Source organism: Nitrospinaceae bacterium (genome assembly GCA_018669005.1).
Classification (GTDB): Bacteria; UBA8248; UBA8248; order UBA8248; family UBA8248; genus UBA8248.
Genome location: JABJAL010000072.1, coordinates 74,723 through 88,789 on the forward strand (window position 1 = coordinate 74,723; position 14,067 = coordinate 88,789).

Sequence of the window (14,067 nt, forward strand, 5' to 3'; positions counted from 1 at the left end):
AAAAACTTCTGTTCCAGCCCCCCTACAAAGTCACCGTCGGCAAATCCACGTCTTTTGGGTCGTAGCCATCGCTTTTAATCCGGGCGGCGTGTTGTTCGGCGTCAAAAATTCCATTCTCAACGATGCCCATGTCACAGAACAGCTCGATGCTGTTGCCGTCCGGATCGCTAAAATACATCGCTCGATTCTCGCCCCAAAGGCCGTCGCCGTCCGGGTGGGTCGGGCTGTGAACGACCGGGCCCCCCGTGAATTCGATTCCGTTGGCGAGGATGTGGGCCTCCCACTCCTCGAACACTTCTTTGTTTTCAATCTCGAAGGCCATGTGATGAAGCCCTAAGGTCGGGGAGTTGCGCGAATTTTCGACCGGCGCAGCGGAATCTGGCTGGTTCTCGGGGGTGAGCATCGAGAGATTGATGACGTGATGATAGCCCGTGCAAGAGATAAAATTTTGTGCCGCATAAATGTTCCGCGGCGGGTCATAGCGCAGGTGCTCGTTAACGTGAAAACCCATCACCTCGGTGTAGAACTTAAGCGAGGCCTCAATGTCGCGCACTTTGAGGCCGATGTGTTGAAGTCCTTTTAACTCAGGTGGCATAGCGCTCTCCTTAAATTTGCATTCTGTATATTTTAGATAAGCTCGTTGATATCCAACAAAATAAACTAAATACGAATTGTAATTCAAGTTGCCATTTCTTTAATCCCTGCGAGATGGCGTCTGAAATTCATGGCGCAAACAACCACCTATTTAAAAAAGGTGCGCTGTCGTTCTGCGTAAATTATCCAAACATAGGATTTGTAGACCGGCGAATCGACGCTAGTGAGGATGGGATCATCTAAACATGTTGTTATTTGTATAAACATAAATGCCCCAATAAAAATATTTAAATCAAGAAGGAATAAACAGATTTCTATTTAGTTTTAAGAAATGCAAACGAGGGTCCGCAGGGTTCAATAGAAATGAATGCGTGAGTTTTAAAAGGCAGCGCGCCTTTGAGGGGTATTTGCGCTCGAATTTGAAGAATGAAGGCCGCTAGCAGTTTAAGGCCGCTAGGGCTTCGGGGTTAGTTGCGCGTTTGGCCAAGATTGCAAAAAAGATTTTTTAAATTTGGTTTTATTAGAAGGAGTTTGCTGGTTGATCGAAAAGAGCCCGCCAGTCGATAGGGGGTGTTTATGGGTAATTTTAGTTTTTGTTAGAGGAAGTTTGCCTTTTTTTGCCGGAGGGGGTCCGCCGACCGAAAGGAGGTGCTTATGCGGGGTCGCGCAAATATAAAAAAATTGGATGACTCGCAATAAGCTGAAGTTCAAACGAACAACTCGGAAATTTCATTCTCAAGGAGAGACAAGGCAATGCGGAAATATTCCCTAGCTTTGATTGTGGTCGCTCTTGTGTTTGCTGTATCTGCGACAGAATATGCAAGCGCTGCTGACGTTAAAATGACTGGCGTAATTCGCCAACGTGGCAGCTCCACGGACAACATGGACCAGGATGATTCAGCCACCTCGCACGATAGCCTGCAAAAGATTGACACCCTGTGGCGTCCCCGCTGGAACGTGAGCGCATTTGGCGGCAAAGCAAAAGTCACGCTCGAGTTGGATGCGAGAGGCGATGCGACGAGCGGTAATGCCACGGGCCGGGCCGATGCTGAGTTCAATAGGTTCCTTTTCGATACAGCCATTCCGGGCACTTCGTTCCGCTTCAAGTTTGGCCGCTCTGACTGGTTTGATCCAAGCAAAGAGATTTTTGGCTCAAACGGCGTGACCCGCCGTTTTGGGTGGGGTGTCTATGGTAAAATCAACAAATCTCTGAGCCTTTATGCTTTCAATAACCAATTTACAGACGGTCAAACTGCGGCCAGTGACGACAACGACTACTTTCTGCAGTTGGCCTGGAAGGCCGCTCCTAATATCACGATTACCCCGTGGGTAGCCTGGGAGAAATTCAACGCCGTTACCACCGGCGCCGATCCGGCGTCCGACGGCTCCGTTGCTTTAAGCACGGTCACGACGGATTCGACCGAGCGTGACATCTGGATGTACGGATTGAACGCGAAAGCCAAGTTCGGTATCGCCAGCCTGAATACAACCGTTGTTATTCAGGACGGCAAACTCGACTTTGGCCGGGCGGTCAACTCAGGCAACGCGAACAACGACACGAACGTTAACGCTACGAAGGCGGCTGCCCGCTCGGATATTGACATTGAGGGCTATGCTGTACTGATTCGCCTCTGGCTGAACTTTGGCAAACTGAAGGTTGGCTTCTACGGCACATTTATGCCGGGCGACGATGACGCGACAGACGTCGCAGACGATCTGGGAACGCAGTTCGACGGTAAGCTGACGCGCTTCGTGCCAACCGGCGGCGGTGGCGACAACGGCAACTGCAGCATTAATGGTCCTCAGATCTATACACGCCGCCGCTACACGACGCACACCACTGGTTTCTCGCGTGAGAACCGTTGCGGAAGCGGCGACGGGGCCGCGAAAGGCAACGGCTCGGCGATCTACGAGATTCTGGCGAGCTATAAGCTTTCAAAGGCCCTGAGGTTTGATGGGAACGTGTCGCTTATTCGTACGGCTGCCAAGCGCGCCGATCAGGACACGACCGGCGATGGCATTGCCGACGGCAATACGTACAACAGCTCCAAGGACATCGGCACCGAGGTCGACATTTCGGCGAGATGGGACATCTACAAGGGTCTTTTTGCACGTGTGACCTACGCGTATCTGTTTGCCGGCGACTACGGCAAGCTGAACACCGCGGCGGCGCTTGATAACGATGACAGCTGGGCGTTGTACTATGAGTTTCGCTACACGTTCTAAGGATTTTATGGCCTAGGCGCTTGCGCTCCAGGCCGTAGCCTAAAAATGGCAAAATCCCCCGAGAGTGCCTTGGCTCTCCCGGGGGATTTTTATGAAAATGATTTTGCGATGGCGATGACACGAATCCCGGTTAGCCTTGCGAAAGAAAATGAATAGACTTTCGAGGCATTAAGGGTTTTATTCGTCTAATTGCGTGTTTGATCAGGCCGCAGGCTCGATGAGCTCCATCACGACCCCGTCCGGGCCGGCCACGTAGGCGGCGCGGTTGCCGTTGGGCAACTCAAATAAAGGCAGGGGTATTTCGCCCCCTTTGGCTGTAAAATCCTTGAGCATTCCGTCGATGTCGTTTACATGGAAGCAAATATGATCGACCCCAAAGCGTTGCTTTCCGACTTCGGGGGGGGCTAATGGATTCGTCCGCTCGCTCGCCCCGGATGAAGAGAAATGACTCACCAAGCGTCACCCGAACGTTGCGAGCTCCTCTGAGCTCCGCGTCGTCGACAATTTTTCCGCCCAGAAATTCCTCGTACCATTCGGCCGCTGCCCGGGGGTCCGGGCTCGTGAGATGCACGTGATGATAGTTTCCGATAATTGCCACAATCTTGTTCCTTTCTATTTTGTCTGAATGAGTTCAAACAGAACGTTTTCGGGGCCCACAACAAAGGCAGCTTCACTGCCGCCCGAGGGGGAGAAAATTTCTTCGGCAATCTCAACGCCGCCTGCGCGCATTTGCGCGACCATGGCTTCAAGATTGTCGACGAGAAAACAAACGTGGTCGAGCCCGAAGGGCCGGTGTCCGTCTGTCTCAATAAGTTTGTCCGAGGGACGCGGGGTGCGAAAGCTTAGATGGGCCTCGCCGATGCGTAGGATCACGTTTTTGGCGCCTCGGGCCTCCTCGCGTCCGATAACCTCGCCGCCCAGATAAACCCTAAGCCACTCGGCTGCCGCCTCCGGGTCCGGGCTGATAACGTGAACGTGATGATAGCCTCCGACAACTCCCATGAAATTCCTCCGGCCCCGCAGGGCAATTATTCCCAGTTAGTGATAGAGGGGAGTTTGCCGCCCCGCATATTTAAGACGATCAGCGCCCCATCTGACATCCGCTCGACATGGTGGCGCGAGCCGCCCGGTATGTGAATAAGATCGCCCTCGCCCGCCTCGATGGACTCGCCATCGATGTGAAAACGCATTTTCCCGCTCCCCCGAACTAGATAGGCCGCCTCGTCCATCTCTGTCTGGTGGGTGTGGGCTCCGTTATTGTCTCCGCTCTTGCGAGTAAAGGCGAATAGCTCTAGATAGGGTGTTTTGAAAACCTCAGGTGTGCCTTGTTTGGCCTCGTTGGAGGAAACCCCTGCGGGTGCCTCGTCGAAAATATTTCTGAGAATATAGCGACTCCCCGGCGTACCGGAAATATCCTCTGCCGGGCGCGCGTCGTCAGCCTCCGGCAAGATCATGCCCGAGGGCATATTACCGCCCCGGAAGTTGAATTCGATGAGGTCCTCATCCCCGATGTTTTCCATGTCGTGATAGCCGCCACGTTTGCCTAAGAGAATGTCTCCGGCCCGGACCTCGAACGCCTCGCCGTCTATTTTCATCATCCCGAGGCCCTGCTGGATGAGGTAGCCCTCGTCCATTTCCGGGTGGTGCCGGTGGTAGGGCGGGCGCTGCCCGGGCTTTAGGACAAGGGTGCGCACTTCTAGGTGCGGCGTGTTGATTAGAATTGGCGAGCTGGTTTTTGCAGCGGCCACTGGATCGTAGGTCCATTTAAGATCGTTGATATTTCCGACGAGAGGCATGGCCGTTCCAATAAAAATTGTCGAATGACGCCAGATGAAATTTATTTTCCCTAAACTAATGCCTGCCCATGCGCCGGGTCAATCGCTGGTAGTTGGCCAGGTGTGTTGCGGTGGAGCGCTCCTGACGGCATGATACGCCAGAATTTTTTCTAGCGCATTTTTAGGAGGCGTTTTGTGCCGATAGAGATGCAGGATCTGGTGAAAAAAAGCTTGGCTGAGCTTGAGCTGGACGCCCGCCTGGTCACAGAGCTGTTGGTTGGATTTGTCCGCGACGAGGTGCGCAAGGTTGGGGTGGGCAAAATTGTCCTCGGTCTCTCGGGTGGGATAGACAGCGCCATTGCCGCTTATATCGCGGCGCTGGCGATGGGACCCGAGAACGTCAAGGGCATCTGCATGCCCTATAAGCTATCAAACCCTCAGAGCGAAGCGGATGCCCGAGAAGTTGCCAAGGGATGCGGAATCACCTTTGAGCGGATGGAGATTACCCCCCAGGTAGATGCTTACTTCGATCAGCATCCTGATGCGCCCAACTTAAGACGCGGCAATAAGATGGCCCGCGAGCGGATGACGATTCTCTATGATCAGTCCGCTGCCGAGGGGGCGCTGGTGTTGGGAACAAGCAACAAGACTGAGCTTTTGCTGGGCTATGGGACACTTTTTGGGGATATGGCTAGCGCGATAAATCCAATCGGTGATTTATTCAAGACACAGGTGAGACAGATTTCGAGACATGTTGGCGTCCCGAGCGGGGTGATCGATAAGCCCCCTAGCGCGGACCTGTGGGTGGGGCAGACGGACGAGGAGGAGCTTGGCCTAACCTATGAAGAGGTGGACGCCGTGTTGCACTACCTAATCGATCATCGATACGACCGCCAGGAAATACTGGAGGTGGGTTTTGGGGCCGAGATTGTGGACGGCATCCTGCGGCTGATTCAGAGAAGCCAATACAAGCGTCGCCTTCCGCTTATCGCCAAGGTTAGCCAGAGGACCATTGATAGGGATTTCCGCTATGCCCGCGATTGGGGGGTGTAAATCCAACAAAGGGTTGCCTTGAAGGTTTTCCTGTCTTGTGTCATTATCCTATTGAATTCAGAGAGTATGAGAAGCGGCATCTCTAGCCGCTTTTTTTGATTTCTGACAGGAGCGGGATAATGGCTAAAGCTGCAAGTAAAGCAAAAACAAAGACTAAAGCCAAAGCGAAGTCGAAAGTAGCGACAAAAGCCAAGGCTAAGGCGAAGAGCAAATTAAAGGCGAAAGTAGCTTCTAAGGCCAAGCCCAAGAAATCTGCACCTAAGTCAAAAGCTGCATCGAAGACGAAAAAAGCTGCACCTAAATCAAAAGCCGCGCCCAAAACGAAGTTTGCACCGAAAGGGAAATCGAAAGCCATGGCCAAGGGACTAAGGCCCGGCGCGAAAGCGCCAGATTTTCGTCTGCGAGACGGAAACGGAAAAATGCACCGCCTGTTGAACTATGAAGGTCGTAAAGTTGTCATTTATTTTTATCCAAAAGACGACACTCCGGGCTGCACACTAGAGGCCATCGAATTTAATAAGGAATGTAAGAAAATTCAGGCCAAAGGCGCCATTCTGTTAGGGGTGAGTCCTGATAACGAGGTGAGCCACAAGAAATTCAGCGAAGAGCTTGAGCTGGTCTTTCCGCTTCTTGCGGATCCCGATGGGTTGGTGGCCACCAAGTTTGGGGCATACGGCGAAAAAGTTTTGTTCGGGACCAAATTCAACAGCGTATACAGGACAACCTTTATCATTGATGAAGAAGGAAAAGTTTCAAAGGTATTTCGGGATGTTTCGGTAAAAGGCCACGCAAAGGAAGTCTCGAAGGCCCTTTAGCGCATCTCCGCCATTCCGCGCCACATTGCAAATAATTTATCTGCATTTCCAGGATACGCTTCCTCGAAAAAACTGTTGTGCGTGCAGGTCTCGTGTGGGATAAATTAATCCGTGTTGAATCAATCATATAGGCCCCTCTGCCGGGCATGGAAGCGAATCGATGGTGTTTGAGGACTTGCGGTCGATACTCGAAAAAAGAATCCTCGTGCTCGATGGCGCCATGGGCACCATGATCCAGGGCTACGATCTCGAGGAGGCGGATTTTAGGGGGCCTCGTTTTACAGATCATTCTTGCGACCTAAAGGGCAACAATGATCTTTTAACAATCACGCAGCCTAAAATCATTGAAGACATCCACCGGTCATTCCTCGACGCAGGATGCGATATTCTCGAAACAAACACGTTTAACTCAAACGCTATCTCCCAAGCCGACTATTCGCTCGAAAACCTGGTCTATGAGCTGAACCTTGAGGCGGCTCAAATGGCAAAGCGGCTCTGTGAGGAGTACACGCTTAAAACACCGGACAAGCCTCGATTCTCGGCAGGCTCCATTGGGCCGACGAACCGAGCGCTATCGATATCGCCAGACGTGGGCAATCCCGGTTTCCGTGCGGTGACGTTCGAGGAGGTTGTTGCCGTTTATGTCGAGCAAATTAAAGGGCTTGTCGATGGCGGTGTCGATATCCTCCTCATTGAAACGGTTTTTGACACGCTAAACTGCCGTGCGGCCATTTATGCAATCGAAGTTTTTGTCGAAGAAACCGGCCGCAGGCTCCCCGTGATGATCTCGGGAACACTTCCCGATCAGAGCGGGCGAACCCTATCGGGCCAAACACCCCACGCATTTTGGGTATCGGTGGCGCACACCCAGAACCTGTTGAGTGTCGGGCTCAACTGTGCGCTCGGGGCCAAAGAAATGCGCCCGTTCATCGAGGAGCTTGCGGGAGTGGCCCATGTTCCTGTGAGCGCCCATCCGAATGCAGGTCTCCCTAACGAGTTTGGTGAATACGACGAGACGCCGACGGAATTTCTTCGGCTGATTGATGAGTTTGCCGAGAGCGGATTTTTAAACATCGTAGGGGGCTGCTGCGGAACAACGCCCGAGCATATAAAGCTGGTGGCCGAGGCGGTCGAGAGCCGAACGCCCAGAAAGCTCCCGGCGCGAAATCGTGCGTTCCAGCTTAGTGGCCTTGAGTCGGTTGAGTATACGCCCGAGTCGAATTTTATGAACATTGGCGAGCGAACGAACGTCGCTGGCTCGCGGCGGTTTGCCAAGCTTGTCCTCGCCGGGGATCTTGAAAAGGCGCTTGAGGTTGCGCTCCACCAGGTTGAGGGCGGCGCCCAGGTGCTCGACATAAATCTTGACGAGGGAATGCTCGACTCCGAGGCAATGATGACGAAGTTCATCAACCTCATGGCTGCCGAGCCGGACATTGCACGGCTGCCCTTCATGATCGATTCGTCGAACTGGCCGGTCATAGAAGCCGGGCTCCGTTGTCTTCAAGGTAAGGGCATCGTCAATTCAATCAGCCTCAAAGAGGGCGAGGAAGTTTTTCGGGGACACGCGCGGGAAGTTCTTCGCTATGGCGCGGCGGTGGTTGTCATGGCGTTCGATGAACAAGGCCAGGCCGACACCTTTGAGCGCAAGACAGAGATTTGCGCGCGCGCCTATCGGATACTCACTGAAGAGGTGGGTTTTCCGCCCGAGGATATTATTTTTGACCCCAATATCCTAACCGTTGGTACCGGCATCGAGGAGCACAACGACTACGCCGTGGCTTTTATCCGCGCAACGGCATGGATTAAGGAGAATTTGCCCCACGCAAAAGTGAGCGGCGGAGTGAGTAATGTGTCGTTTTCTTTTAGGGGAAACAATCCTGTGCGCGAGGCGATGCACTCGGCGTTTCTCTATCATGCTATTCGTGCCGGGCTCGACATGGGCATTGTTAATGCGGGCCAGCTTGAAGTCTACGAGCAAATTCCCGCCGATTTTCTTGAGCTTGTTGAGGACGTGTTACTCAATCGCCGACCTGATGCCACCGAGCGGTTGGTTGATGCCGCCGAGGGCTTTAAGGGGGACGGCAAGAAAACCGAAAAAGAACAACTTGCCTGGCGCGATGCCCCGGTCGAGGAGCGTTTAAAATATGCACTCATGCGCGGGGTCGTCGAATTCATCGACGAGGACACCGAGGAGGCTCGCCAAAAACTTGATAGCTCAATTAAGGTGATCGAGGGCCCGCTCATGGACGGGATGAACGTTGTTGGCGATCTTTTCGGCGAGGGCAAAATGTTCTTGCCCCAGGTGGTTAAGAGCGCTCGTGTGATGAAGAAATCCGTTGCCTATCTTGTGCCTTTTCTTGAAGAGGAAAAAGCAAAGGCCAAGAGTAATCGCAAGCCCGGCAAGGTGGTCATGGCCACCGTCAAGGGAGACGTGCACGACATCGGTAAAAATATCGTCGGGGTGGTGCTCGGCTGCAATAATTTTGATGTCGTTGATTTGGGGGTGATGGTTCCCGCACAAAAAATAATCGATGCCGCCATCAAAGAGGAGGCCGATGTTGTCGGCCTGAGCGGATTAATCACGCCCTCGCTCGCCGAGATGGCCCATGTTGCACAGGAGATGGAGCGCCAGGGGCTTGATATTCCGATTCTGATTGGCGGCGCAACCACCTCGCGCAAGCATACTGCCGTAAAAATTGCGCCCCACTATGGCGCTGGTACAATTCATGTTGTTGATGCTTCAAAGAGCGTGCCCGTCGTAAGCTCGCTCCTCAATACCGAGAATCGGGGGGATTTTCTCTCCTCTGTGCGTGAGGAGTATCAGGAAATAAGGGAAGAATTCGAGAACAGCACTGCCCGGGCGAACTATCTTTCGCTTGAGGCGGCGCGGGCGAATACCCTTGGGCTCGACTGGAGTGCCTATAGACCGACGAAGCCGCGCAATATGGGGATAACCGTACTCCGTGATTTTCCGCTTGAAGAGCTTTGCCGCTACATTGATTGGTCGCCGTTTTTTCAGGCTTGGGAGCTCAAAGGAAAATACCCGGACATCCTCAATTCACCCACGGCGGGAAAAGAGGCCAAGAGCCTTTTCGAGGATGCGAATATTTTGCTCGATAAGATCGTGCGCGAAAAGCTCATCAGCGCCAGCGGCGTGTTCGGTCTTTTTCCGGCTGGCCGGGTGGGGGCGGACGATATCGAATTGCGCATTGATGATAATGGTCACGAGCCCGCTCCTCATTTTCACATGCTTCGCCAGCAGGCCGAAAAAAGAGAAGGGCAGCCCAACCTCTCGCTCGCCGATTTCATCGCGCCCAAAGGATCGGGGGCCGAAGACTACATGGGCCTGTTTGCGGTCACAGCTGGTCTGGGTGCTGGGGCGCTTGCCGAGCAGTTTGAAAAAGATAGTGACGACTACCAGGCCATCATGGTCAAGGCGCTTGCCGATCGGCTGGCCGAGGCCTTTGCCGAATGTCTCCACGAGCGGGTGAGAAAAGATTACTGGGGCTACGCGGCAGATGAAAAACTCTCGGATGAGGACTTTATAAAAGAGCGCTTCCAGGGTATACGCCCGGCACCGGGCTATCCTGCCTGCCCCGACCACAGCGAAAAACGAATCCTGTTTGATATTTTAGATGCTGAGGCGAACACTGGCATATCCCTCACCGAGAGTTGTGCCATGTTTCCCGCCGCCTCGGTATCGGGCTTCTACCTTGCCCACCCCGATACCCGCTACTTTGCCGTCGGACGGGTAGAGCGCGACCAGGCCGAGGACTATGCCCGCCGCAAGGGCGTTCCCCTTGAGGAGGTCGAGCGCTGGCTCGTCGCCAACCTCAACTACGAGCCGGGCCGGGTTGTGGCGTAGGGAAATTTCCCCGCAAGTTTTCGTTTACTACTATGAATGAGCAGATTGTTTGATTCTTTCAAAGGAGACGCAACGCATGGCTGTAAAACTGAAAGAGCTGCCCGAAACGACAGAAAACTGGGCCGAGGCGGATTTTAAGGGGCACGCTTTTAGCGAGGTTTCCGTCAAGGGCGGGCATACGTTGATAGTTGATGAGCCAAAGCGCCTTGGCGGCTCGGACCAGGGGCCCTCGCCTTTGGGCTACCTTGCGACCTCGTTGGCGGGGTGCACGGCGGTTATCGTCGAGCGTTGCGTGAAAGACGCCAAACTCGATATTGAATCGATGAAAGTGAAATCGACTATCGTCTACAGCCCGCGGGGCATTGGTGGGGTGGCGGGCTATAAGTCTAATCCCTCGGAGGCCATCACCGACGTCTGGATTAAAATTGATGCAACGCCAGAGCAGATTGAGGCGGTAAAGGCCGACTACATGAAGCGCTGCCCGGTCTATAATCTTTTCAGTGCAAGTGGCTGCAAAATGATTGACAACTGGCACGTGAACGAATAGCGCTTTACTCGGATTGTAAAAGGGCGGCTTCCTCAAAGGGGCCGCCCTTTTTTTTAATTTAGCGAAGAATGCTTTTTCCGGCATCGCCCTCGGGCTTGATCACATCCTCCTCTGGGTTCTCTCGTGCCGGGCCACGGCTTAAGAGAAACTCTGCGGCCTCTGTGGCGGGTGTGGCAAGCTCGTGGACCGTGCCGGGGGCAAAATGCACCAGGCTCCCAACCGGCACCTCTAAAATCTTGCCATCGATGGCCACCCGGAGGCCGCCCTTTAAAATGTAGATAAATTGCTCATCGTTATGATAATGGGGCTCTGAGCCCTGGCCCGCCTCCATCCGAAAAAACCCCATGCTCAGGTTCTGGCCGTGGCGCCAGGCTATCTGGGCCGAGACATAAGAGGGGCTATCGCCGCCCTCTCGCCCAAAATCTTTGTAAACAGACATGTATCAAGCTCCTTTTAGGGAATGAAATTTTTTAATGCACGAATATGATTTTAGCACCAAAAATGACACATGGTCAGCAATTTGGACTGGAGTTTTTTTGCGGCGGGCGGTACATTATCGACTCGGAGAATTACACTACACGTGAAATTTCAAACGACTTTTTGCTTTTTTATTTGGATGAAGAACCCATGCGTTTCGCAGCTATCGCCATTGCCCTATCCCTGACTATTTCCGCTCCCGTTTTTGGCTACGAGGCCTCGAAACACCCCAAGGCCGATCCCACTGGCTCTACTTTTGATCGAGGCAGGATTCAGATCCACAAGGGCAACTGGCAGGGCGCGATCGATCTTTTCCATCAGGCGATTTCTGAGGATCGGAAAACTACAAGGCCTACACCCTTTTGGGCTACAGCCTTCGCCACGCTGGCCGCATCAGCGAGGCCATCGCCGCCTATAACCGCGCGGTTGAGATTAATCCAGGCTACGCCGAGTTGAGAGAATATCGGGGAAAAGCATATGTTTTGGCCGGGAACATGCCAGCCGCGATGAGCGACTACCGCACCCTCGTAGCCATGGGCTCGCCGCTTGCCGAGGCCCTCAAGGTGGCGATTGACCGGGGCGCTTCCTCGGCTAATTAAAAGCTACGATAAATCTTTCCCCGGCCCCCGGCTGGAGGTTTGCCTTGAGCGAGCCAGCGGACGAATTCGAGTTTTTCTTTGAAAAGTCCTGGTCGGACGGTCTGCCGGTTATTCCGCCGACTGAGGAGCGCATCGAGCGACTGCTTGGGGGCACCTCGCGCGGGGCCGACGAGCCCGTGGGTGAAATTCCTCCCGCTTTTGAGGCGGCGAGTGTCCGCGATATCGCGGTGCACGCTGTCATGGCCGGATGCAAACCCGAGTATCTTCCTGTTGTTCTCGCTGGTGTTGAGGCAATGCTCCAAGAGCCTTTTAACATCAACGGCATTCAGGCCACCATGCATGCTGTTGCCCCGCTCATGATTGTAAACGGCCCCTACGCCAAAAAAATTGAGCTCAACGGCGGCCTCGGCTGCTTCGGCCCCGGCTTTCGGGCAAACGCGACGATTGGCCGCGCAATCCGCCTTGTTCTCCTGAACCTGGGTGGCGGGATTCCGCAAATAACCTCGATGAGCACCTTTTCCCAGCCCTCGCGGTTCACGTTCTGCATCAGAGAGAACGAGGACGAGAGCCCCTGGGAGCCGCTTTCCCAAACGCTCGGCTTTGGGCCGGGTCAAGATGTCGTTACCCTCGCCGCCGTTGAAAACCCTCAGCTTATTTTTGATGATACGAGCCGTGACGCGGAGCGCTATTTCATAGCCACTGCCGATGCGATGGCCCACATGGGAAGCTGGAACAACTGGACGCGCTCGGATCTAATCGTAGCCCTTGCCCCGCAACACGCAGAAATTTGCGCCGGGGATGGTCTTTCAAAAAAAGACGTTCATGCCCGTCTCCTGGAGATGGCGGGTCGCCGGGTGGGCGAGCTAAGGCGAGGCGGTAATTTCAGGGCCGAGCGGATGCGCTCGCTACCCATCCCGGTCGATCTGGACGATGATGATTTCTTTGTGCCCACGGTGAAAGATCCTGCCGACCTCAAAATTATCGTCGCGGGAGGCGTCCCCGGCCCGGAGTCGGCTGTTATGCACGGCTGGAGCGGGGGGAGCCGATCGATCTCGGTGGCCTATACGTCATGATTGATGATATGGATGCACTCGAATTTTTTTTCGATAAAGAATGGTCTGACGGCCTCCCGGTTGTCATCCCCACCGAGGAGCGAACGGAGCAAATGCTTAAGGGCTCTTCTCGCGATCCCGAAGAGATAATTGGTGCTATCCCTCCGGCGTTCGGTGAGGCGACGGTTCGGGCTGCTGCTATGCATGCGGTCATGGCCGGTTGCAGGCCCGAATATCTTCCCGTCGTTCTTGCGGGTGTCGAGGCTGTCCTCGATGAGCGTTTTGGCCTTAACGGCCTCCAGGGCTCGATGAACAGTTCCGCCCCGCTACTCATCGTGAACGGACCTTATGCCCATGAAATTGGCCTCTATGGCGGGCGGGGGTGTTTTGGTCCCGGCTTTCGGGCGAACGCGACGATAGGCCGCGCAATCCGGCTTATGCTTCTGAATCTGGGCGGCGGAATCCCTGGTGTGGTTTCGATGAGCACCTTCGGCCAGCCCTCGAAATATACATTTTGCATTGCCGAGAACGAGGCGGAGAGCCCCTGGGAGCCGTTATCACAAAGCCGGGGATTTGCGCCCGGCGAGAATGTTGTGACGGCGGTTGCCTGTGAAAATCCCCAGCTCGTCGTGGACAACTATGCCCGAGATCCCGAACAGCTTTTTTTCAGCATCGCCGATGCGATGTCGCATGTTGGCTGCTGGAACCAGTGGGTTCGCTCGGATCTGGTCCTCGCCCTCTCGCCCCAGCAAGCGGCCATCTGCGCTGATCTCCCCAAGGAGCAGGTGCACCGCCGCCTGTGCGAGCTTTCAGGCCGAAGGCTCGGTGATCTCAAACGGGCGGGCCAATGGCGCGAGGAGTGGATGAAAGATCTTCCGTTTGCTGTTGATCTTGAAAATGACGATTATTTTGTGCCTTTGATAAAAGATCCTGCCGATCTGCACATCATCGTGGCCGGTGGCGCCCCTGGCCCGCACAGCGCGGTCATGCACGGCTGGAATGGCGGGAGCCGGGCGGTGTCAAAAGCCTATACAGTTTAACCGGCGGATTAAATGGTTTTGCTG

15 protein-coding genes are annotated in these 14,067 nt (G+C 54.2%); 8 read left to right on the top strand and 7 right to left on the bottom strand.

All coding sequences use genetic code 11. The features are described from left to right. Positions 1-22: 22 nt before the first annotated feature. Positions 23-595, bottom strand: a complete 573-nt coding sequence (locus HOJ95_09925) for a VOC family protein (GenBank protein MBT6395011.1) — start codon at positions 593-595, stop codon at positions 23-25. Between the two features lie 752 nt (positions 596-1,347). On the opposite strand from HOJ95_09925, the gene HOJ95_09930 reads away from it, so the two are divergent. After that, on the top strand, positions 1,348-2,820 hold the full coding sequence (locus tag HOJ95_09930) for a hypothetical protein (GenBank protein ID MBT6395012.1): 1,473 nt from the start codon (positions 1,348-1,350) through the stop codon (positions 2,818-2,820). A gap of 201 nt (positions 2,821-3,021) precedes the next feature. On the opposite strand, the gene HOJ95_09935 is transcribed toward HOJ95_09930, so the two are convergent. The 3 genes from HOJ95_09935 to HOJ95_09945 all read right to left on the bottom strand — a co-directional run bounded on the left by HOJ95_09935 (position 3,022) and on the right by HOJ95_09945 (position 4,616). Beyond that, positions 3,022-3,273, bottom strand: coding sequence for a hypothetical protein (locus HOJ95_09935; GenBank protein ID MBT6395013.1), 252 nt, complete (start codon positions 3,271-3,273; stop codon positions 3,022-3,024). Between the two features lie 159 nt (positions 3,274-3,432). Beyond that, a complete protein-coding gene (locus HOJ95_09940) occupies positions 3,433-3,822 on the bottom strand; it encodes a hypothetical protein (protein MBT6395014.1) in 390 nt (129 codons plus the stop codon). 26 nt (positions 3,823-3,848) lie between these two features. After that, entirely contained in the window at positions 3,849-4,616 is a 768-nt protein-coding gene (locus tag HOJ95_09945) for a cupin domain-containing protein (protein MBT6395015.1), read from the bottom strand. 210 nt (positions 4,617-4,826) lie between these two features. On the opposite strand from HOJ95_09945, the gene HOJ95_09950 reads away from it, so the two are divergent. Next, complete coding sequence (locus tag HOJ95_09950; protein ID MBT6395016.1) at positions 4,827-5,648, top strand: NAD+ synthase; 822 nt, start codon at positions 4,827-4,829, stop codon at positions 5,646-5,648. A gap of 82 nt (positions 5,649-5,730) precedes the next feature. Here HOJ95_09950 and HOJ95_09955 read toward each other — a convergent pair whose 3' ends face one another. After that, entirely contained in the window at positions 5,731-6,009 is a 279-nt protein-coding gene (locus HOJ95_09955) for a hypothetical protein (protein ID MBT6395017.1), read from the bottom strand. Between HOJ95_09955 and HOJ95_09960 the strand changes: the two genes are divergently transcribed. The 3 genes from HOJ95_09960 (at position 6,002) to HOJ95_09970 (ending at position 10,875) form a co-directional block, all read left to right on the top strand. Continuing rightward, positions 6,002-6,463 (top strand): peroxiredoxin, encoded by a 462-nt coding sequence (locus tag HOJ95_09960; GenBank protein ID MBT6395018.1) that lies wholly within the window; start codon positions 6,002-6,004, stop codon positions 6,461-6,463. The genes HOJ95_09955 and HOJ95_09960 overlap by 8 nt on opposite strands. A gap of 160 nt (positions 6,464-6,623) precedes the next feature. Continuing rightward, entirely contained in the window at positions 6,624-10,328 is a 3,705-nt protein-coding gene (gene metH, locus HOJ95_09965; protein MBT6395019.1) for a methionine synthase, read from the top strand. A gap of 76 nt (positions 10,329-10,404) precedes the next feature. Further along, a complete protein-coding gene (locus HOJ95_09970) occupies positions 10,405-10,875 on the top strand; it encodes an OsmC family protein (protein ID MBT6395020.1) in 471 nt (156 codons plus the stop codon). Between the two features lie 58 nt (positions 10,876-10,933). Here HOJ95_09970 and HOJ95_09975 read toward each other — a convergent pair whose 3' ends face one another. Together HOJ95_09975 and HOJ95_09980 are read right to left on the bottom strand one after the other, a co-directional pair. Then, entirely contained in the window at positions 10,934-11,314 is a 381-nt protein-coding gene (locus HOJ95_09975; protein ID MBT6395021.1) for a cupin domain-containing protein, read from the bottom strand. Between the two features lie 215 nt (positions 11,315-11,529). Then, positions 11,530-11,670, bottom strand: coding sequence for a hypothetical protein (locus tag HOJ95_09980; GenBank protein ID MBT6395022.1), 141 nt, complete (start codon positions 11,668-11,670; stop codon positions 11,530-11,532). A 44-nt stretch (positions 11,671-11,714) separates the two neighbouring features. On the opposite strand from HOJ95_09980, the gene HOJ95_09985 reads away from it, so the two are divergent. From HOJ95_09985 to HOJ95_09995, 3 genes are read left to right on the top strand one after another with little or no spacing between them, the layout of a single operon-like run. After that, positions 11,715-11,951, top strand: a complete 237-nt coding sequence (locus HOJ95_09985; GenBank protein MBT6395023.1) for a tetratricopeptide repeat protein — start codon at positions 11,715-11,717, stop codon at positions 11,949-11,951. A 44-nt stretch (positions 11,952-11,995) separates the two neighbouring features. Then, positions 11,996-13,024, top strand: a complete 1,029-nt coding sequence (locus HOJ95_09990) for a hypothetical protein (protein MBT6395024.1) — start codon at positions 11,996-11,998, stop codon at positions 13,022-13,024. Beyond that, positions 13,021-14,043 (top strand): hypothetical protein, encoded by a 1,023-nt coding sequence (locus HOJ95_09995; GenBank protein ID MBT6395025.1) that lies wholly within the window; start codon positions 13,021-13,023, stop codon positions 14,041-14,043. Before HOJ95_09990 ends, HOJ95_09995 begins: the two co-directional genes overlap by 4 nt. The last annotated feature ends 24 nt before the right edge of the window (positions 14,044-14,067 follow it).